Annotated in this window: 15 protein-coding genes; 13 read left to right on the top strand and 2 right to left on the bottom strand. The window is 67.2% G+C overall.

The window, feature by feature from the left end; all coding sequences use genetic code 11:
* On the top strand, positions 1-5,751 hold the full coding sequence (locus AC56DV_RS05700; protein WP_496313335.1) for a hybrid sensor histidine kinase/response regulator: 5,751 nt from the start codon (positions 1-3) through the stop codon (positions 5,749-5,751).
* On the opposite strand, the gene AC56DV_RS05695 is transcribed toward AC56DV_RS05700, so the two are convergent.
* Positions 5,748-7,217 (bottom strand): cryptochrome/photolyase family protein, encoded by a 1,470-nt coding sequence (locus AC56DV_RS05695; protein WP_496313334.1) that lies wholly within the window; start codon positions 7,215-7,217, stop codon positions 5,748-5,750. The genes AC56DV_RS05700 and AC56DV_RS05695 overlap by 4 nt on opposite strands.
* A 161-nt stretch (positions 7,218-7,378) precedes the next feature.
* Between AC56DV_RS05695 and AC56DV_RS05690 the strand changes: the two genes are divergently transcribed.
* The 6 genes from AC56DV_RS05690 (at position 7,379) to AC56DV_RS05665 (ending at position 12,093) form a co-directional block, all read left to right on the top strand.
* Positions 7,379-8,038: a YqgE/AlgH family protein gene (locus tag AC56DV_RS05690; RefSeq protein ID WP_496313333.1), complete on the top strand. Its 660-nt coding sequence runs from the start codon at positions 7,379-7,381 to the stop codon at positions 8,036-8,038.
* Positions 8,039-8,045: 7 nt separating this feature from the next.
* Complete coding sequence (ruvX, locus tag AC56DV_RS05685; RefSeq protein ID WP_496313825.1) at positions 8,046-8,453, top strand: Holliday junction resolvase RuvX; 408 nt, start codon at positions 8,046-8,048, stop codon at positions 8,451-8,453.
* A complete protein-coding gene (pyrR, locus tag AC56DV_RS05680; RefSeq protein WP_496313332.1) occupies positions 8,437-8,970 on the top strand; it encodes a bifunctional pyr operon transcriptional regulator/uracil phosphoribosyltransferase PyrR in 534 nt (177 codons plus the stop codon). Before ruvX ends, pyrR begins: the two co-directional genes overlap by 17 nt.
* Entirely contained in the window at positions 8,963-9,928 is a 966-nt protein-coding gene (locus AC56DV_RS05675; RefSeq protein ID WP_496313331.1) for an aspartate carbamoyltransferase catalytic subunit, read from the top strand. Before pyrR ends, AC56DV_RS05675 begins: the two co-directional genes overlap by 8 nt.
* Positions 9,925-11,247, top strand: a complete 1,323-nt coding sequence (locus AC56DV_RS05670; RefSeq protein WP_496313330.1) for a dihydroorotase — start codon at positions 9,925-9,927, stop codon at positions 11,245-11,247. The genes AC56DV_RS05675 and AC56DV_RS05670 overlap by 4 nt, the downstream gene beginning before the upstream one ends.
* 75 nt (positions 11,248-11,322) lie before the next feature.
* On the top strand, positions 11,323-12,093 hold the full coding sequence (locus AC56DV_RS05665; protein ID WP_496313329.1) for a lysophospholipid acyltransferase family protein: 771 nt from the start codon (positions 11,323-11,325) through the stop codon (positions 12,091-12,093).
* A gap of 6 nt (positions 12,094-12,099) precedes the next feature.
* On the opposite strand, the gene AC56DV_RS05660 is transcribed toward AC56DV_RS05665, so the two are convergent.
* Positions 12,100-12,945 (bottom strand): symmetrical bis(5'-nucleosyl)-tetraphosphatase, encoded by an 846-nt coding sequence (locus AC56DV_RS05660; RefSeq protein WP_496313328.1) that lies wholly within the window; start codon positions 12,943-12,945, stop codon positions 12,100-12,102.
* Between the two features lie 114 nt (positions 12,946-13,059).
* Between AC56DV_RS05660 and rfbB the strand changes: the two genes are divergently transcribed.
* The 6 genes from rfbB (at position 13,060) to AC56DV_RS05630 (ending at position 18,069) form a co-directional block, all read left to right on the top strand.
* Entirely contained in the window at positions 13,060-14,130 is a 1,071-nt protein-coding gene (gene rfbB / locus AC56DV_RS05655) for a dTDP-glucose 4,6-dehydratase (RefSeq protein WP_496313327.1), read from the top strand.
* A complete protein-coding gene (gene rfbA / locus AC56DV_RS05650) occupies positions 14,127-15,041 on the top strand; it encodes a glucose-1-phosphate thymidylyltransferase RfbA (protein ID WP_496313326.1) in 915 nt (304 codons plus the stop codon). Before rfbB ends, rfbA begins: the two co-directional genes overlap by 4 nt.
* On the top strand, positions 15,038-15,583 hold the full coding sequence (gene rfbC, locus AC56DV_RS05645; RefSeq protein ID WP_496313325.1) for a dTDP-4-dehydrorhamnose 3,5-epimerase: 546 nt from the start codon (positions 15,038-15,040) through the stop codon (positions 15,581-15,583). The genes rfbA and rfbC overlap by 4 nt, the downstream gene beginning before the upstream one ends.
* Entirely contained in the window at positions 15,580-16,455 is an 876-nt protein-coding gene (gene rfbD, locus AC56DV_RS05640; RefSeq protein ID WP_496313324.1) for a dTDP-4-dehydrorhamnose reductase, read from the top strand. Before rfbC ends, rfbD begins: the two co-directional genes overlap by 4 nt.
* A gap of 144 nt (positions 16,456-16,599) precedes the next feature.
* Positions 16,600-17,691, top strand: a complete 1,092-nt coding sequence (locus AC56DV_RS05635) for a glycosyltransferase family 4 protein (protein ID WP_496313323.1) — start codon at positions 16,600-16,602, stop codon at positions 17,689-17,691.
* Between the two features lie 66 nt (positions 17,692-17,757).
* Complete coding sequence (locus AC56DV_RS05630) at positions 17,758-18,069, top strand: H-NS histone family protein (RefSeq protein ID WP_496313322.1); 312 nt, start codon at positions 17,758-17,760, stop codon at positions 18,067-18,069.
* Positions 18,070-18,129: the final 60 nt, after the last annotated feature.

The following is an 18,129-nucleotide window of genomic DNA, read 5'->3' as shown; positions in this document are numbered from 1 at the left end:
ATGACCAAACCCGATTTTCCGACCGCAGCGCAATTCGACACCGGCCCCTTGTCCTGGGTGATGGTGGAAATCCGCGAGGCGCTGGTCCGCTCCAGGACCGCCTTGTTCGAGGCGGGCGGGCGGGCGCCGGAAGACCAGGCCACCTCGCTGCAGCACGCGCGCAGCCATTTGCACCAGGCGCACGGCGCGCTGCAGATGGTGGACGTGGACGGCGTGGAAGTCATGACGCACAGCGCCGAGGAGGCGCTGGAGCGCTTCAAGTCCGGCGCGCTGAAATGCAGCCCGGACAACGCGCAGACCGTGGCCAATCTGTACCAGGCGCTGACCGAATACCTGGAGGAGCTGCTGGCGGGGGCGCCGTTCCAGCCGGTGCGGCTGTTCCCGTACTACCGCGCCCTGCAGGAAATGCTGGGCGCCGAGCGCATCCACCCGGCCGACCTGTTCTTCCCCGATCTGTCGCTGCAGGCGCGCATGCCTGCCCCGGCCTCGGCCGAACCCGGCGCCGGTGCTCCAGACTACCCGGCCTGCCGCCAGCGCTTCGAGCGCGCCTTGCTGCCCTACCTGAAAAGCACGGACCCGGCAGTCCAGCAAACCCACGCGGCATCGCTGCGCGACGCGGTGGCGCAAGTGGCCGACGCGCAGCAGGACCCCAAGGCGCGCACCTTCTGGCTGGTGCTGCAAGCCTTCGCCGAGCTGGTGGCGGCGGGCCACCTGGAAGGCGGCCTGTATGTAAAGCAGCTGTTCGGCCTGATCAACCTGCAGATGCGCCGCCTCACGCAAGGCACACCGGAGCTGCCGGACGCCATGCTGCGCGAAGCGCTGTTCTTCATCGCCACCGTGCTGGCCGGGCCGCATGCGGACGAGGTGTCGCCGCTGGTGCTACACCTGGGCAGCGTGTTCGGCCTGGAAGGCGCGGTGCCGAAGGATTACGAGGCGCGCCGCTACGGCCAGATCGACGCGGAAGTGCTGGCCCGCGCGCGGCAGGCCATGGCCGAAGCCAAGGCGGCCTGGCAGCACCTGTCGGAAGCGGTGATCGATCCGGCGCTGGACGAGGCCTTCGGCCAGGCCCTGGCGGTGGTGGCCGTCACCAGCGACAAGCTGGGCATGGCCGCGCTGGCCACGCTGATGCGGCAACTGGCAGAAGTGGCCAACGCCGCCGTCACCGCCGGGCGCAGCGAAGCGCTGGCGATGGAAATGACCACCGCGCTGCTGTTCGCCGAACATGGCCTGGAACACATCCGCCACCTGCCGGACGACTTCTCGGTCCACGCCGACACCATCGGCGAGCGCCTGAAAGCGCTGCTGGCCGGCGGCGACGCGCCCGATCCTGCGCAGTGGCAGGGCGGCCTGGCGCAGCAGATGCAGCAGGACGACACCGTGGCCGCGCTGGCGCTGGAAATGAAGATCGGCCTGCGCCAGGTCGAGAAGGTGCTGGACGAGTACTACAGCGACCCGTCGCTGCGCGCGCCGCTGCAGGAGCTGGACAGCGTGCTGCACCAGCTGCAGGGCGCGCTGGCCATCCTGGACCAGGACGACGCCATGCGCGCCGCGCTGCACGTGAAAGGCGAAGTGGGCAAGCTGGCCTCGGGCCAGGGCGACGCGTCGCAGGAATCCCGGCTGCTGGACGACATTGCGCAGAACGTCGGCGCGCTGGGCTTCTTCGTCGACATGCTGGCGCAGAACGCCGCCGCCGCGCGCGAGCGCTTTGCATTCGATGAAGGGGAGGGCGCCTTCCGCGCCGTGCCGTTCAAGAAACTGGCCGCCGCCGGCACGGTGCCGGTGCCGGTGCTGGAAGAAACGGTGTCGCCCACCACCTCGCCCACGCCCGCGCCGGCGCCCGAACCGGCGCCTGAGGCAAGCGACGCGGCGGTGGAAGCGGAGCTGCTGGAGATCTTCATCACCGAAGCGCAGGAAGTGCTGGAGTTCGTGCGCGGCACGCTGGCCAAGCCGCGCGCGGAGGCCGGCAGCACTGAAAACCTCGCCATGCTGCGGCGCTCTTTCCATACCCTGAAGGGCAGCGGGCGCATGGTCGGCCTGAACCAGTTCGCCGACGCCGCCGCCAGTATCGAGCGCGCCATGAACGTCTGGCTGGCCGAACAGCGTCCCGCAACGGAAGCCCTGTTCGGATTGCTCGAATACGCCGAGCAGGACATGAGCGCCTGGGTGGCCGAGCTGGTCGCGCAAGGCGTTTCGCCGCGCAGTGCCGATGCCCTTGGCGCCGCCGCCGCCCGCGTCCAGGATGGCGCCCCGTTCGAGCTGCCCGCCACCGATGCCACCGATGCCGCCGCCGCCGCCGCTCCGCCCCCCGCCGCGCTGCCTCCCGCCGATGCAGCCGAGCCGGAAGACGCTGCGCCGCCGGCCCCCGCAGCTCCCCGCGAGCCGCTGCAAGTGAACGGCAACGTCATCGAATTCCCGACCACCGCCGTGCCGCTGGTCCCGCCGGAAGAAGACAACGTCAAGCACATCGGCGCGCTGACCATCCCTCTGCCGCTGTACAACATCTACCTCGCCGAAACCGACGAGCTGGTGCGCCTGCTGGCGCGCGACTTCGGCGAATGGCGCCATGAAGCCAGCCGTCCGGTCAATCCAGAAGCGCTGCATGCCGCGCACACGCTGACCGGCACGTCCGGCACGGTAGGCTTCAAAGCCCTGCGCGACCTGGCCCACGCGCTGGAACAGACGCTGGACGGCCTGCAAGCCCCCGCGCCGCACCTCGACCACGCCCAGCACGACTTGCTGGACTTCGCCGTCGAACGCATCCGCCAGATGCTGCAAAGCTTCGCCCTCGGCGAGGTCGCGCCCGAACAGCCCGAATTGATCAGCGCCCTGCACAAGCTGCACGACGAACTCTCCGTACCGGCCGGCGCCAGCCCCGATCTGGATGAACGCCTCGACACGCTGTTTGCCACCACCGGCGAACCCGTCCCCGCCGTTCCCGCCGCCGCCGCCGCCGCCGATGCGGCCCCCGCTGTAGCCGCAGCCGATGCCGACGACCCCGCCGCCAAGCTGGATGCGCTGTTCGCAGCCGCCTACGAAAGCCTGATCGCCAGCCCGCCGCCAGCCTCCGACTTCGCCAGCCGCGCGCCGGCCGAAAGCACCACCGCGCCGAAACCATCCGCCCCCGCCGCGCGCGACGATTTCGACGACCTGTTCGACTCAGCCTTCGACGACGCCTTCGCCGCCCCCCTGTCGCAAATTGCCGCGCCCGCCGAAGCTGAATCCGATGCCGAAGCCGAAGCCGAGCTGGCGGCCGCCGCCGAGCCGCCGCTGGCCAGCGTGCCGGACGTCCCCGCTGCTGAACCCGAACCGGAACCGGAACCCGAGCCGGATGTCATCGTCATCCCGCTGCCGGAAGCGCCTGCCGAACTGTCGGCCGCCGCGCCGGGCGGCTTCCACGACGAGCTGGATCCCGACCTGCTGCCCGTCTTCCTGGAAGAGGGCGCCGACCTGCTGCCGCAAATCGGCCAGTCCCTGCGTACCTGGCAGCGCAGCCCGTCCGACTTCAGCCACGCCCACATGCTGCAGCGCGTACTGCACACCGTGAAGGGCAGCGCCCGCATGGCCGGCGCCATGCGTCTCGGCCAGCACGCGCACGAAATCGAGACCCACATCGAAAACATGGTGCACGCCAACAGCGCGTCGCCCCAAGCGTTCGAAGAGCTGCTGGCCCACTACGACCACGCGCTGGTCCTGTTCGAGCAACTCCAGCACCCCGCCGCGCTGGCGGCAGGCGCCGCCGCCGGCGCCGCCGCCCCCGACGCCGCCCAAGGCAGCGCCGAAGAAGCTGCCGCACCGCTCCATGCCGGCGCCGTGCCATCGCCCGATGCCGCCGCCGCATCCGAAGCCGCAGACGCCCCATCGCGCGCCCCCGCCGCGCGTCCCGCGCCCGCCGACGACAGCGACCCCGCCGCACGCTCCCCGCTGGTGCGCGTCCGCGCCGACATCCTGGACCGCCTGGTGAACCAGGCCGGTGAAGTATCCATTTCCCGCTCGCGCCTGGAAAATGAAGTCGGCTCCCTGCGCACCTCGCTGGCCGACTTCTCGGACAACCTCACCCGCCTGCGCCGCCAGCTGCGCGAGATCGAAATGCAGGCCGAATCGCAGATCGCCTCCCGCATGGCCATCTCCAGCGAGCGCGAATTCGACCCGCTCGAATTCGACCGCTTCACGCGCCTGCAGGAACTGACCCGCATGATGGCCGAAAGCGTCAACGACGTGGCCTCCTTCCACGAAAGCCTGAGCCGCAGCGTGGACACGGCCAGCGGCGACCTGGCCCAGCAAGCCCGCATGACGCGCGACCTGCAGCGCGACCTGATGCGCGTGCGCATGGTGCCCTTTGCCAGCATCTCAGAACGCCTGTTCCGCGTGGCCCGCCTGAGCGCCAAGGAAATGGACAAGCGCGTCAACCTCGACATCCGTGGCGGCGCCGTCGAAATGGACCGCAGCGTGCTGGAACGCATGGCCGCGCCGTTCGAACACCTGCTGCGCAACGCCATCGTGCACGGCGTGGAAAGCCGCGCCCAGCGCAGCGCCGCCGGCAAGGACGAAACCGGCGAACTGCTGGTGCAGGTCAGCCAGCAAGGCAACGAAGTGGTGCTGGAATTCAGCGACGACGGCGCCGGCCTGGACCTGGAGCGCATCCGCGACAAGGCACGCCGCATCGGCCTGCTGCAGGAAGGCGAAACGCTGAGCGACGCCGACACCGCCGGACTGATCTTCGAACCCGGCTTCTCCACGGCGGACGCGCTGACCGAGCTGGCCGGCCGTGGCGTGGGCATGGACATCGTGCGCTCCGAAGCGCAAGCGCTGGGCGGCCGCGTGGACACCGCCACTGAAAGCGGCAAGGGCGCGCGCTTCACCATCCACCTGCCGCTCACGCTGGCCGTGACGCAGGTGGTATTGCTGTCCGCCGGCGGCCGCACTTATGCGCTGCCGTCGACGCTGGTCGAGCAAGTGCTGCAGATGAAGGAAGGCGCGCTGCAGGAAGCGCGCGGCAAAGGCCACGTGGCGCTGCAGGGGCAGCAATCACCGCTGCACTACCTGCCGGCGATGCTCGGCCAGGCCAACGCGCAGCCGCCCGCGCAGCGCTCCGCGCCGGTGCTGATGCTCCGCAGCGGCAACGAGCGCGTGGCGCTGCAGGTGGATGAGGTGGTGGGCAACCGCGAGGTGGTGGTCAAGAACATCGGCCAGCAGCTCGCGCGCATGCCCGGCATTTCCGGCGCCACGGTGCTGGGGTCGGGCGAGATCGTGCTGATCCTGAATCCGGTGGCGCTGGCGCAGCACCTGGCCAGCCGGCCGGACCTGGCGGGACGGCAGGACGGCGCCCCCGCCAGCGCTGCCGCCCCGGCGCCGCTGGCCGCGCTGGGCAGCACCATCATGGTGGTGGACGATTCGCTCACCGTGCGCCGCGTGTCGCAGCGCCTGCTGGAGCGCGAAGGCTACCGCGTGCTGCTGGCCAAGGACGGCCAGGATGCGCTGGAACAGATGCAGGAGAGCCGTCCCGACCTGATGCTGGTCGATATCGAGATGCCGCGCATGGACGGCTTCGACCTGACCCGCAACGTGCGCGGCGACGAGCGCACCAGGGACATCCCCATCATCATGATCACCTCGCGCAGCGCCGACAAGCACCGCAACTACGCCATGCAGCTGGGCGTGAACGCCTACTTCGGCAAGCCGTTCCAGGAGCCGGTGCTGCTGGGCGCCATCGAAGGCCTGTTGGCGGACCAGCGGCGCGCCACGCAAAGTTAGTTCGCCTTCACCACCGCGTAGCGCTCCAAGGTGCGCTTGCGCGCCTCGTCATGCATCGCCAGCGGCTCGGGATAGTTGTCCCCGAGCAGCACGCCTTTGTCCGCCAGCAGCATGCGCGGCACCAGCCATGGCGCGTGGATTTCCTTGTTGTCCAGCTGCGCCAGTTGCGGCAGGTAGCGCTTGATGAATTTCCCCTCGCTGTCGAACTTCTGCGACTGCGTCACCGGATTGAAAATGCGGAAATAGGGCTGCGCATCGCACCCCGACGACGACGCCCACTGCCAGCCGCCGTTGTTGGCCGACAGGTCGAAGTCGTTCAGATGCAGCGCGAAATACGCCTCGCCCCGGCGCCAGTCTATGCCCAGGTCCTTGATCAGGAAGCAGGCCGTCACCATGCGCAGGCGGTTATGCATATAGCCGGTGCGGTTCAGCTGCAGCATGGCCGCGTCCACCAGCGGGTAGCCGGTGCGGCCCTCGCACCAGGCCGCGAACAGCGCTTCCGCCTGCGGCCCGGTTTCCCACTCGATGGCGTCGTACGCCGGCTTGAACGACGCCCCCGCCACGTGCGGATGGTGGTACAGAATCATCATGTAGAACTCGCGCCAGATTAGTTCCGACAGCCACACCGCGCCGCCTTCGCCCGCCAGCCCGCGAGCCGACAGCCCGGACACCGTGCGCACCAGGTGCCGGATCGACACCGTGCCGAAGCGCAGGTGCAGCGACAAATACGACGGGCCCTTCACGGCCGGATAGTCGCGCGCCGTGCCGTAGTCGGCCACCCGCGTCAAAAAATCCTCGAACAGTTGCGCGCCGCCGCTCATGCCGGCCGGGATCTTCAGTTCTGACAGGTTGGTGGGTTCGAAGCCCAGTTGCGCCAGCGTGGGCAGATCGGGCGCGGAGGAGGGCGCCGGCGCGAAATGCGCCGCCAGCGGCTCCACCGGCAGCGCCGCCAGGCACTCCGGCTCGGCCAGCATCTTCTTCAGCCACGCGTTCTTGTACGGCGTGAACACCGAAAATGGCGTGCCCGACTGCGACAGCACCTCGCGCTTCTCGAACACCACCTGGTCCTTGAAGGTGAAGAAAGGCCGCGCATCGGCCGCCAGCGCCTTCGCCACCGCATCGTCGCGCGCGATGGCGGCCGGCTCGTAGTCGTGGCTGGCGAACACCGCGTCCACCCCCAACTCGGACGCCAGGCGCGGAATTTCCTGCTCCGCCACGGCGTGCCGCACGATCAAATGCCCGCCCAGCTGCTGCAGTTCCGCCGCCAGCTCGGCCACGCAGGCGTGGATGAACTCCACCCGCCGGTCCGCGCGCGGCAGACCGTCCAGGATGGCCTTGTCAAAAATGAAAGTACAATGCACGCGCGCGCTGCGCCGCAAGGCGTGGTGCAGGGCGGCGTGGTCGAAAGCGCGCAGGTCGCGCCGGAACCATACCAGCGAAGTATTGAGTGTCGTACTGAAGGTCATGGGATTGCCAAACTCGTGTGCCGGGTCAAGACCGGGGCCGATTTCCGGCCTAATATAGGGGTGCGGCAGCACCGGAAGTGGCCGTAACGGCGTTTCATAGTAAACTATCGTCTGAATCATTATAAAAGAACACCCGCAGCCCAGCAGAGAGAGCAACGCGTATGAAGAAAACTAAAGCTGGTCACGCTCTGCCCGCTCCCGGCCGACTCCAGGAGCCTGATGATCCGTTGGCGCCCGTCGCGGCCAAGGACCCCGCCGCCCTGAACCTGGCGAACCACTTCCTGATCGCCATGCCCGCCATGCAGGACCCGGTGTTCGGCGGCACCGTCGTCTACGTGTGCGAGCACAACGAAAACGGCGTGCTTGGCGTGGTCATCAACAAACCCACCGACATGACCATGCAAGTGCTGTTCGAGCGCATCGACCTTGAACCAGCGCCCAGCCTGGCGCCGGCTATCGTCGATGAACCCATCATGTTCGGCGGCCCGGTGCAGGACGACCGCGGCTTCGTGCTGCACACGCCGGGGGCGCGCTACTCGTCCTCGCTGACGGTGACCGACGACGTGGCCTTCACCACCTCGATCGACGTGCTGGAAGCGGTGGCGCGCGGCGCCGGCCCGGAACGCATGCTGGTATCGATCGGCTACTCGGGCTGGAGCCCGGGCCAGCTGGAAGACGAAATCAGCCGCAACGGCTGGCTCACGGTCGGCGCCGACGCCCACATCCTGTTCGAGGTGCCGGTGGAGGAGCGCTATTTCGCGGCCATGAAGCTGCTCGGCTTCGATCCGCTGATGCTCGCGTCCGAAGCGGGCCACGCCTGATGCGGTGCTGAGCGTGGAGCAACTCGACACCATCCTCGGCTTCGATTTCGGCATCAAGCGCATCGGCGTTGCCATCGGCAACAGCGTGCTGCGCCAAGCGACGCCGCTGGCCGTCATTTCCAGCGTCGGCAACGACGCGCGCTTCGGCGAAATCGCCGAGCTGATACGGCAATGGGAGCCGACCCGCTTCGTGGTCGGCCTGCCCAGCCATCCGGACGGCACCGCGCACGACATGACGGCGCGCTGCCGCAAGTTCGCCAATCAGCTCAACGGCCGCTTCAACCTGCCGGTGGTGCTGGTCGACGAGCGCTACTCGTCGGCCGTCATTTCGGCCAAGCGCGGGGAGGTCATCGACGACCGCGCCGCCTCCATCATTTTGCAACAATACTTTGACGAATATGTCCCTACCAACTAACCCCACCGCGCCGGCCTCGCTGGACGCGGAAGCGCTGTACGCCGAGCTGCTGCAGCAGGTGAAAGCCGGCCTGGCCGACGCCCACGAGCCGGCCATCGTCGGCATCCACTCCGGCGGCGCCTGGCTGGCCGAGCGCCTCGCGGCCGACCTCGGCCTGTCGTCGCGCTGCGGCGTGCTGGACGTGTCCTTCTACCGCGACGACTTCGCGAAGAAGGGCCTGCCGGCCGAAGTGAAGCCCACCCAGATCGGTTTCGACGTGGCCGGCGCCACCCTGCTGCTGGTGGACGACGTGCTCTACACCGGCCGCACCACCCGCGCCGCCATCAACGAGCTGTTCGACTACGGCCGCCCGGCGCGCATCATGCTGGCCGCGCTGGTCGACCGCGGCGAGCGCCAGCTGCCGGTGGCCGCCGACTTCGTCGCCGCGCGGGTCGCGGTGCAGCCGGGCCAGGCGCTGCGCCTGAAGCGCACCGACGCCGGACAATTCACGCTTACCATCGAAAACGACCATGCTTAATCCGCAACTGAACAAACACGGCGAGCTCCAGCACTTGCTGTCGATCGAAGGGCTGCCCAAGTCCATCGTCAACCACATCCTGGACACCGCGTCCTCCTTCGTCGGCGTGTCCGACCGCGAAGTGAAGAAAGTGCCGCTGATGCGCGGCAAAAGCGTGTTCAACCTGTTCTTCGAGAACTCCACGCGCACCCGCACCACCTTCGAGATCGCCTCCAAGCGCCTGTCGGCCGACGTGATCAACCTGAACATCCAGGCTTCCTCGGCCAGCAAGGGCGAATCGCTGCTCGACACCATCGACAACCTGTCGGCCATGCACGCCGACATGTTCGTGGTGCGCCACTCGCAGTCCGGCGCGCCCTACCTGATCGCCAAGCACCTGAACGACCACAAGCAGAGCCACGTGCACGTGGTGAACGCGGGCGACGGCCGCCACGCGCACCCGACCCAGGGCCTGCTGGACATGTACACCATCCGCCACTACAAGAAGGACTTCACCAACCTGACGGTGGCCATCGTGGGCGACATCCTGCACAGCCGCGTGGCCCGTTCCGACATCCACGCGCTGACCACCCTGGGCGTGCCCGAAGTGCGCGCCATCGGCCCGCACACGCTGCTGCCGGGCGGCCTGGACCAGATGGGCGTGCGCACCTTCACCAACATGGATGAAGGCCTGAAGGGCGTGGACGTGATCATCATGCTGCGCTTGCAGAACGAGCGCATGAACGGCGCGCTGCTGCCGTCGGCGCAGGAATACTTCAAGAACTACGGCCTCACGCCGGAACGCCTGGCGCTGGCCAAGCCGGACGCCATCGTCATGCACCCGGGCCCGATGAACCGCGGCGTGGAGATCGACTCGGCCGTGGCCGACGGCCCGCAGGCGGTGATCCTGCCGCAGGTCACGTTTGGTATTGCAGTCCGCATGGCGGTGATGAGTATTCTGGCAGGGGCGAAGGAATGAAACTGGTAATCAAGAACGGCCGCGTGATCGACCCGGCCAATGGCGTGGACGGCGTGCAGGACCTGTACATTGAGGACGGCAAGGTGGTGGCGCTGGCGACCGCTCCTGCCGGCTTTACGGCCGGGCAAACCATCGACGCCAGCGGCCTGGTGGTCGCCCCCGGCCTGGTCGACCTGGCCGTGCGCCTGCGCGAACCGGGCTACGAATACAAGGCCACGCTGGAATCGGAAATGCAGGCCGCCATGCAAGGCGGCGTCACCAGCCTGGTGTGCCCGCCCGACACCGACCCGGTGCTCGACGAGCCCGGCCTGGTGGAAATGCTCAAGCACCGCGCGCGCCGCCTGGAGCAGGCCCACGTGCACCCGCTGGGCGCGCTGACCATCGGCCTGAAAGGCCAGTCCATCACCGAAATGGCCGAGCTCACCGGCTCCGGCTGCATCGGCTTCTCGCAGGCCGAAGTGCCGGTGGAAGACACCACCGTGCTGCTGCGCGCGCTGCAGTACGCCAAGACCTTCGACTACACCGTCTGGCTGCGCCCGCAGGACGCCTACATCGGCCGCGGCGGCGTGGCCCACAGCGGCCCGCTGGCCTCGCGCCTGGGCCTGTCCGGCGTGCCGGTGATGGCCGAAACCATCGCCCTGCACACCATCTTCGAGCTGATGCGCGCCACCGGCGCCCGCGTCCACCTGTGCCGCATCTCCTCGGCCGCCGGCCTGGCGCTGGTGCGCGCGGCCAAGGCCGAAGGCCTGCCGGTCAGCTGCGACGTCGGCGCCCACCACGTGCACCTGACCGACGCCGACATCGGCTTCTTCGACTCCAACGCCCGCGTCACGCCGCCGTTCCGCGCCCAGCGCGACCGCGACGCCATCCGCGCCGCGCTGCTGGACGGCACGGTCGACGCCATCTGCTCCGACCACACCCCGGTGGACGACGACGAAAAGCTGCTGCCGTTCGGCGAAGCCTCGCCGGGCGCCACCGGCCTGGAGCTGCTGCTGTCGCTGGCCCTGAAGTGGGCCGCCGACTACGCTGCCGCCCAGCCGGGCATGGACCAGGAGGGCGCGCTGGCGCTGGCCGTGAGCCGCATCAGCGCCGACGCCGCGCGCGTCTCGGGGCTGGACCGCAGCCACGGCGCCGGCCAGCTCGGCGTGGGCAGCGCGGCCGACGTCTGCATCTTCGACCCGGCCGCGCGCTGGACCGTGGACGGCCGCGCGCTGGCCAGCCAGGGCAAGCACACGCCGTTCCTCGGCTACGAGCTGGCAGGGCAGGTGCACACCACCATCGTCGCCGGCCGCGTCGCCTACCAGCGCAACGCCCGCTAATTTTTTTTCGTTTGGGGTCAGGTCCGGCATCGCGCCATTTGGCGCGATGCCGGACCTGACCCCGCCTGTGGAAGTGTGAATATTTTGCTTATTTACCGCTTGCTGCGGATGGTGCTGCACGTGCTGTACGGCATGGCCGTGTGCGCCACCATCTTCCCCTGGATCGGCGTCGCGGCGCGCAACCGCCACATCCGGCGCTGGTCGCGCACCTTGCTCGGCATCTGCAATGTGAAGGTGGAGATGGCGCCGGACAGCGCCCAGCCGCTGGAGCACGCCATGATCGTCGCCAACCATGTGTCGTGGCTGGATATCTTCGTGGTCGATGCGCTCTATCCCTGCCGCTTCGTGGCCAAGGCGGAGATCCGCTCCTGGCCGCTGGCCGGCTGGCTGGCCGAGAAGGCGGGCACGGTGTTCATCGCGCGCGGCAGCAAGCGCGACCTGCGCAATATCTTCAAGGGCCTGGTGCACAGCCTGCAGGCCGGCGAGCGGGTGGCCTTCTTCCCGGAGGGCACTACCGCGCCGCAAGGTTCGCTGCTGCCTTTCCACGCCAACCTGTTCGAGGCGGCGGTGGACGCCAGGGTGATGGTGCAGCCGCTGGCGCTCAGCTATTCGGACGCCTCCGGCGGCCACCACCCGAACGTGGATTTCATCGGCGAGACCACCTTCGCCGAGAGCGTGCTGGCCATCCTGCGCGGCACGCCGGTGCGCGCGCGCCTGAAGTACATGCCGCCCATCGACGCGGCCGGCGGCCACCGCCGCGAGCTGGCGCAGGCGGCGCATGACGCCGTCGCGGCCGGGCTGGGCATCGCGCCGGAGCCCGGCGGGTTGCGGCCCAATGCGGCCTGACCCTCCCTACCTTTTGCCCGCGTGCTCCCGGTATTCGGGGCACTGCACCTGCATCAGCGACCTGTCGTCCAGGCACACGGCCGACAGGTAGCCGCCCCACACGCAGCCGGTGTCGAGCGCGATCAGGTTCGGTTTCAACATCAGCCCCAGCGCCGACCAGTGGCCGAACACCACCGTCACGTCCTGCGTGCGCCGGCCCGGCACCTCGAACCACGGCATCAGGCCGCTGGCCGGGTCGGCCTTGGCGCTTTCCTTCAGCTTGAAGTCCATCACCCCGTCCATGCTGCAAAAACGCAGCCGCGTCAGCGCGTTGACGATGCAGCGCAGCCGCGCCGGCCCTTGCAGCTCGTCGCTCCAGGCCTCCGGCTGGTTGCCGTACATCTGCGCCAGGAAGCCGGTCCAGGCGGTGCCGCGCAGCGCCGTCTCCACTTCGCCCGCCAGCGCCATCACCTGCGCCGCGTCCCACTGCGGCAGCACGCCGCCGTGCACCAGCAGGTGGCCGTTGCGCAGCATGGCCATGGGCCGCGTGCGCAGCCAGTCCAGCAGTTCGGCGCCGTCCGGCGCTTCCAGGATGTGCTCCAGCGTGTCCGAACCGGACGCGGGGCGGATGCCGTTGGCCACCGCCAGCAGGTGCAGGTCGTGGTTGCCCAGCACGCTGTCGATGCGGCCGCCGCTGGCCACCGCCAGCGCGTGCACATAGCGCAAGGTGGCCAGCGAGTCCGGCCCCCGGTTGATCAGGTCGCCCGTGAACAAAATGGACGGTGCCTGTTCTTCCTGGGCAAGGATGCGGTCGACCAGGGCGACGGTCTGGTCGTGGCAGCCTTGCAGGTCGCCAATCACATAGGTTTTCATAAGTGTTGCAATTGAAGAAATAAGTTGTAAGCGGCGCTAAAATCTCGCGGAATCCGGCGAGTTTCACATAAAATCATGCCTATGACTAATTCAACGCTCTGAGCGGGACGCTAAATGATTTTTGTTACAGGCGGTGCGGGCTTTATCGGCTCTAACTTTGTACTCGACTGGCTGGCACAATCGGATGAGCCCGTCCTGAATTTTGACAAGCTGACCTACGCGGGCAACTTGAATAACCTGGCCACGCTGAAGAACGACAGCCGCCATACCTTCGTGCGCGGCGACATCTGCGACCAGGCGCTGGTGCTGGAACTGCTGCGCACCCACAAGCCGCGCGCCATCGTGCACTTTGCCGCCGAAAGCCATGTCGACCGGTCCATCCTCGGACCCGGCGAGTTCATCCAGACCAACATCAACGGCACCTTCAGCCTGCTGGAGGCGGCCCGCAGTTACTGGGGCGCGCTGCCCGAGGCCGAGCGCGCCGCGTTCCGCTTCCTGCACGTGTCCACCGACGAGGTGTACGGCACCCTGGGCCCGGACGACGCGCCCTTCAGCGAAACCACGGCCTATGCGCCGAACAGCCCGTACTCGGCCTCCAAGGCCGCCTCGGACCACCTGGTGCGTTCCTACCACCACACCTACGGCTTCCCCACCCTGACCACCAACTGCTCCAACAACTACGGCCCCTACCATTTCCCGGAGAAGCTGATCCCGCTGATCATCGCCAACGCGCAGGCCGGCAAGCCGCTGCCGATCTACGGCGACGGCCAGCAGGTGCGCGACTGGCTGTATGTGAGCGACCACTGCGCGGCCATCCGCCGCGTGCTGGACGCGGGCCGCCTGGGCGAGACCTACAACGTGGGCGGCTGGAACGAGATGGCCAACCTGGACGTGGTGCACACCCTGTGCGACATGCTGGACCAGCTCAAGCCGAAGGCGGCCGGCAGCTACCGCGACCAGATCACCTTCGTCAAAGACCGGCCCGGCCATGACCGCCGCTACGCGATCGACGCGCGCAAGCTGGAGCGCGAACTGGGCTGGAGACCCGCCGAGACCTTCCAGACCGGCATCAAGAAAACCGTGCAGTGGTATCTCGACAACCAGCCCTGGGTGGCCGACGTGCAGTCGGGCAGCTACGCGAAATGGGTGGAAACCAATTACTTCAACCGGGACGGCGCGCAATGACCAATCCTGTCAGCAATCCTGTGAGCAGCCGCAAAGGCATCATCCTGGCCGGCGGTTCCGGCACCCGCCTGTACCCGGTCACCATGAGCGTGTCCAAGCAGCTGCTGCCGATCTACGACAAGCCGATGATCTACCATCCGCTGACCACGCTGATGCTGGCCGGCATGCGCGAGATCCTTATCATCTCCACGCCGCAGGACACGCCGCGCTTCCAGGACCTGCTGGGCGACGGCAGCCAGTGGGGCATCAAGCTGAGCTACGCGGTGCAGCCTTCGCCGGACGGCCTGGCGCAAGCCTTCATCATCGGCCGCGAATTCGTCGGCGACTCGCCGTCCGCGCTGATCCTGGGCGATAACATCTACTACGGCAACGACCTGGACGCCTTGCTGCGCAGCGCGGCCGAACAGGAATCCGGCGCCACCGTGTTCGCCTACCACGTGCACGACCCCGAGCGCTACGGCGTGGTGGAGTTCGACAAGGAGCGGCGCGCCGTCAGCATCGAGGAAAAGCCGGCCGTGCCGAAGTCGAACTACGCGGTCACCGGCCTGTACTTCTACGACAACCAGGTGTGCGACATCGCCGCCGGCATCAAGCCGTCCGCGCGCGGCGAGCTGGAGATCACCGACGTCAACCGCGCCTACCTGGAGGCGCAGCAGCTCAACGTGGAGGTGATGGGGCGCGGCATGGCCTGGCTCGACACCGGCACCCACGAGTCGCTGCTGGACGCGTCGCAATTCATCGCCACCATCGAAAAGCGCCAGGGCCTGAAAGTGGCTTGCCCGGAAGAGATCGCCTACCGCAAGGGCTATATCGACGCGGCCCAGCTGCGCCGGCTGGCGGAACCGCTGAAGAAAAACAACTACGGCCAATACCTGCTGCAAATCCTGGAAGACAAGGTTGTGTCGCGATGAAAATCCATGCCACCCCGCTCGAGGGCCTGCTGCTGATCGAGCCCACCGTGTTCGGCGACGCGCGCGGTTATTTCTACGAAAGCTTTAACGCGCGCCGCTTCACCGAGCTGACCGGCGTGACGGCCGAGTTCGTGCAGGACAACCACTCGCGCTCGGCCAAGGGCGTGCTGCGCGGCATGCACTACCAGATCCAGCAGCCGCAGGGCAAGCTGGTGCGGGTGACGGCCGGCGCCATCTACGACGTGGTGCTGGACCTGCGCAAGAGTTCGCCGACCTTCGGCCAGTGGTATGGGGTGGAACTGTCGGCGGACAACAAGCACCAGCTGTGGATACCGCCCGGCTTCGCGCACGGCTTCACCGTCACCAGCGACATGGCCGAAGTGCAGTACAAGACCACCGACTACTGGGCGCCCGAGTTCGAGCGCTCGGTGATCTGGAACGACCCGGCGGTCGGCATCGTCTGGCCGCTGGACGGCGAGCCCTTGCTGTCGGCCAAGGACAAGGGCGGCGTGCCGCTGGCGCAAGCGGAAACCTTCCCATGAAGATCCTGCTGACCGGCAGCAGCGGCCAGGTGGGCTACGAGCTCGAGCGCAGCCTGCAAGGGCTGGGCCAGGTGGTGGCGCTGGACCGCAGCCGCATGGACCTGGCCGACCTGGACCAGGTGCGCGCCGTGATCCGCGCCGTGCAGCCCGGGCTGATCGTCAACCCGGCCGCCTACACGGCGGTGGACAAGGCGGAAAGCGAGCCGGAGCTGGCCTTCCGCATCAACGCCGAGGCGCCCGGCGTCATGGCCGAGGAAGCGAAAAAGCTGGGCGCGGCGCTGGTGCACTATTCCACCGACTACGTATTCCCGGGCGACGACCCGGCGCCGCGCGCGGAGGGCGACGCCACCGGCCCCATCAATGTATACGGCGCCAGCAAGCTGGCCGGCGAGCAAGCCATCGCGGCGGCCGGCATTCCGCACCTGATTTTCCGCACCAGCTGGGTGTACGGCATGCGCGGCAAGAATTTCCTGCTCACCATGCTGAAACTGGCGCGCGAGCGCGACGAGCTGCGCATCGTGGCCGACCAGCACGGCGCGCCGACCTGGAGCCGCACCATCGCCGACGCCACCGCGCTGGTATTGGCCCAGGCCCGGGGCGGAACCCAAGGCCCGGCGGCGGGTGCCGAGTGGTGGACGCGCCACAGCGGCATCTACCACCTGAGCAGCCAGGGCCAGACCACCTGGTTCGAGTTCACCCAGGCCATCATCGAGCAGGCCGGCATCGCGTGCCGGCTGCAGCCCATCACCAGCGCCGAATACCCGGTGCCGGCGCGCCGGCCGCATTATTCGGTGCTGTCTTCCCAGCGCCTGATGGAGCAGTTCTGCCAGCTGCCGCACTGGCGCGACGCGCTGGCCCTGTGCATGCGCTAGGCCTGGCGCGCAATTGTATCGAATGGTAAGCGCGGCGCGGTGCGCGGCGGTATTTGTTAAAATCCTGCCGCCCCCTGCGATTGCGCATGGCTGGCCGCATTGCGGGTTGGCACGCGCTCCGGAATCTTGTATTGATAGATAATAATGTTTTCATTCTTAGTCAGCTTTATTGCGTCCGCGCTCCTGACCTTGCTGGTCATTAAAGAAGCGAAATTGCACGGGCCGGCGCTTGATTCGGATTTCGGCGGCGTACAAAAAAACCACGTTCATTCGGTGGCCCGTATCGGCGGGCTGTCGATATTCTTTGCCGTCGCATTAAGCGCGTGCATCTCCATTTGGCGGGTGCCGGCCATGACCAGCTGGATGGTGTCGCTGATGGCCTGTTCCTTCATCGCTTTCGCCGGCGGCATCGTCGAGGATTATACGGGCAAGGTGAGCGCCATGCGCCGCCTGCTGCTGACCATGGCGGCCGCTTTGCTGGCTTATTTCCTGCTGGACGCGCGCCTGGACCGCATCGATTGGCCATTCTCGGTCTGGCCGCTGGCTATCTGGCTGGCGCTGCCGCTGTCGGTACTGGCGGTGGCCGGTATTGCCAATGCGATTAATATTATCGACGGTTTTAATGGCCTGGCCAGCGTGGTCACTATCTGCATGCTGCTTTCTCTCGGTTATGTGGCCTTGCAGGTCAACGATATGTTCGTGCTGGTGGCGGCGCTGATGGTGGCAGGCGCCACGGCCGGTTTCCTGATCTGGAACTACCCGGTGGGCCTGATCTTCCTGGGCGACGGCGGCGCCTACTTTATCGGATTTATGCTAGGCGAACTGGCGCTGCTGCTGGTGGTGCGCAATCCGCAGGTGTCCACCTGGTACGCCGCGCTGCTGCTGCTCTATCCGGCTTTTGAAACGCTATTTTCGGCCTATCGCCGCATGTTCGTGCGCGGCAAATCGCCGACCATGCCGGACGGCATACATTTACACAGCCTGATATTCCGCCGCATCGTGCAATGGGCGGTGGGACGCAAGGAAGGGCGCGCCTTATTGCGCCGCAATTCATTGACCTCGCCTTATCTGTGGATGTTTTCGCTGATGGCGGTTATTCCCGCCACCATGTTCTGGCGCCATACCTGGGTGTTGATGGTCTTCTGCCTGTTGTTTATGACCAGCTACATCTGGTTATATGTGCGCATTGTGAGATTTAAAGCGCCACGGTGGATGATACGGCACAAGAAACACTAGGAAAATTTACATTTTGTAGTATATTTCGATCAGAATCATTTTACCCAATCACAAAAGGATAAAGTTATGGATCTGACGAATCTGTCTTCGGCTCAATTGCGCGATCTGCAAAAACAGCTGGAGCGCGAATTAAAGAAACGCGAAAGCGAAGACCTGGCGAAAGCGCGTGAGCAGATACTGGCCATCGCCCAATCCGTCGGCGTACCGGTGAAAGACCTGATCGGCAATGCGGTGCGCGTCAAGACCGGCAACACGGTGGCGGCCCGCTACCGCAATCCGGCCGACGCGTCGCAGCAATGGACCGGCCGCGGCCGCCAGCCGAAATGGGTCAAGGAATGGGTCGATTCGGGCAAGGCGCTGGACGGCCTGCGCATCTGACGCCCCGCGCGCGGCGCGGGCTGTCGTCAGCTTCGCACCCGCGTTACAGGTTATACTTGC

The organism is Massilia sp. BGA-UO-ETr-WB1 (assembly GCF_059567845.1).
This window is presented reverse-complemented; position numbering and strand designations above follow the sequence as displayed.

Excerpts from the sequence above, each read along its gene's own strand:
- AC56DV_RS05700 (WP_496313335.1), top strand. The coding sequence starts at position 1 with ATGACCAAACCCGATTTTCCGACCGCAGCGCAATTCGACACCGGCCCC.
- AC56DV_RS05695 (WP_496313334.1), bottom strand. The coding sequence starts at position 7,217 with ATGACCTTCAGTACGACACTCAATACTTCGCTGGTATGGTTCCGGCGC.
- AC56DV_RS05690 (WP_496313333.1), top strand. The coding sequence starts at position 7,379 with ATGAAGAAAACTAAAGCTGGTCACGCTCTGCCCGCTCCCGGCCGACTC.
- pyrR (WP_496313332.1), top strand. The coding sequence starts at position 8,437 with ATGTCCCTACCAACTAACCCCACCGCGCCGGCCTCGCTGGACGCGGAA.
- AC56DV_RS05675 (WP_496313331.1), top strand. The coding sequence starts at position 8,963 with ATGCTTAATCCGCAACTGAACAAACACGGCGAGCTCCAGCACTTGCTG.
- AC56DV_RS05670 (WP_496313330.1), top strand. The coding sequence starts at position 9,925 with ATGAAACTGGTAATCAAGAACGGCCGCGTGATCGACCCGGCCAATGGC.
- AC56DV_RS05660 (WP_496313328.1), bottom strand. The coding sequence starts at position 12,945 with ATGAAAACCTATGTGATTGGCGACCTGCAAGGCTGCCACGACCAGACC.
- rfbB (WP_496313327.1), top strand. The coding sequence starts at position 13,060 with ATGATTTTTGTTACAGGCGGTGCGGGCTTTATCGGCTCTAACTTTGTA.
- rfbA (WP_496313326.1), top strand. The coding sequence starts at position 14,127 with ATGACCAATCCTGTCAGCAATCCTGTGAGCAGCCGCAAAGGCATCATC.
- rfbC (WP_496313325.1), top strand. The coding sequence starts at position 15,038 with ATGAAAATCCATGCCACCCCGCTCGAGGGCCTGCTGCTGATCGAGCCC.
- rfbD (WP_496313324.1), top strand. The coding sequence starts at position 15,580 with ATGAAGATCCTGCTGACCGGCAGCAGCGGCCAGGTGGGCTACGAGCTC.
- AC56DV_RS05635 (WP_496313323.1), top strand. The coding sequence starts at position 16,600 with ATGTTTTCATTCTTAGTCAGCTTTATTGCGTCCGCGCTCCTGACCTTG.
- AC56DV_RS05630 (WP_496313322.1), top strand. The coding sequence starts at position 17,758 with ATGGATCTGACGAATCTGTCTTCGGCTCAATTGCGCGATCTGCAAAAA.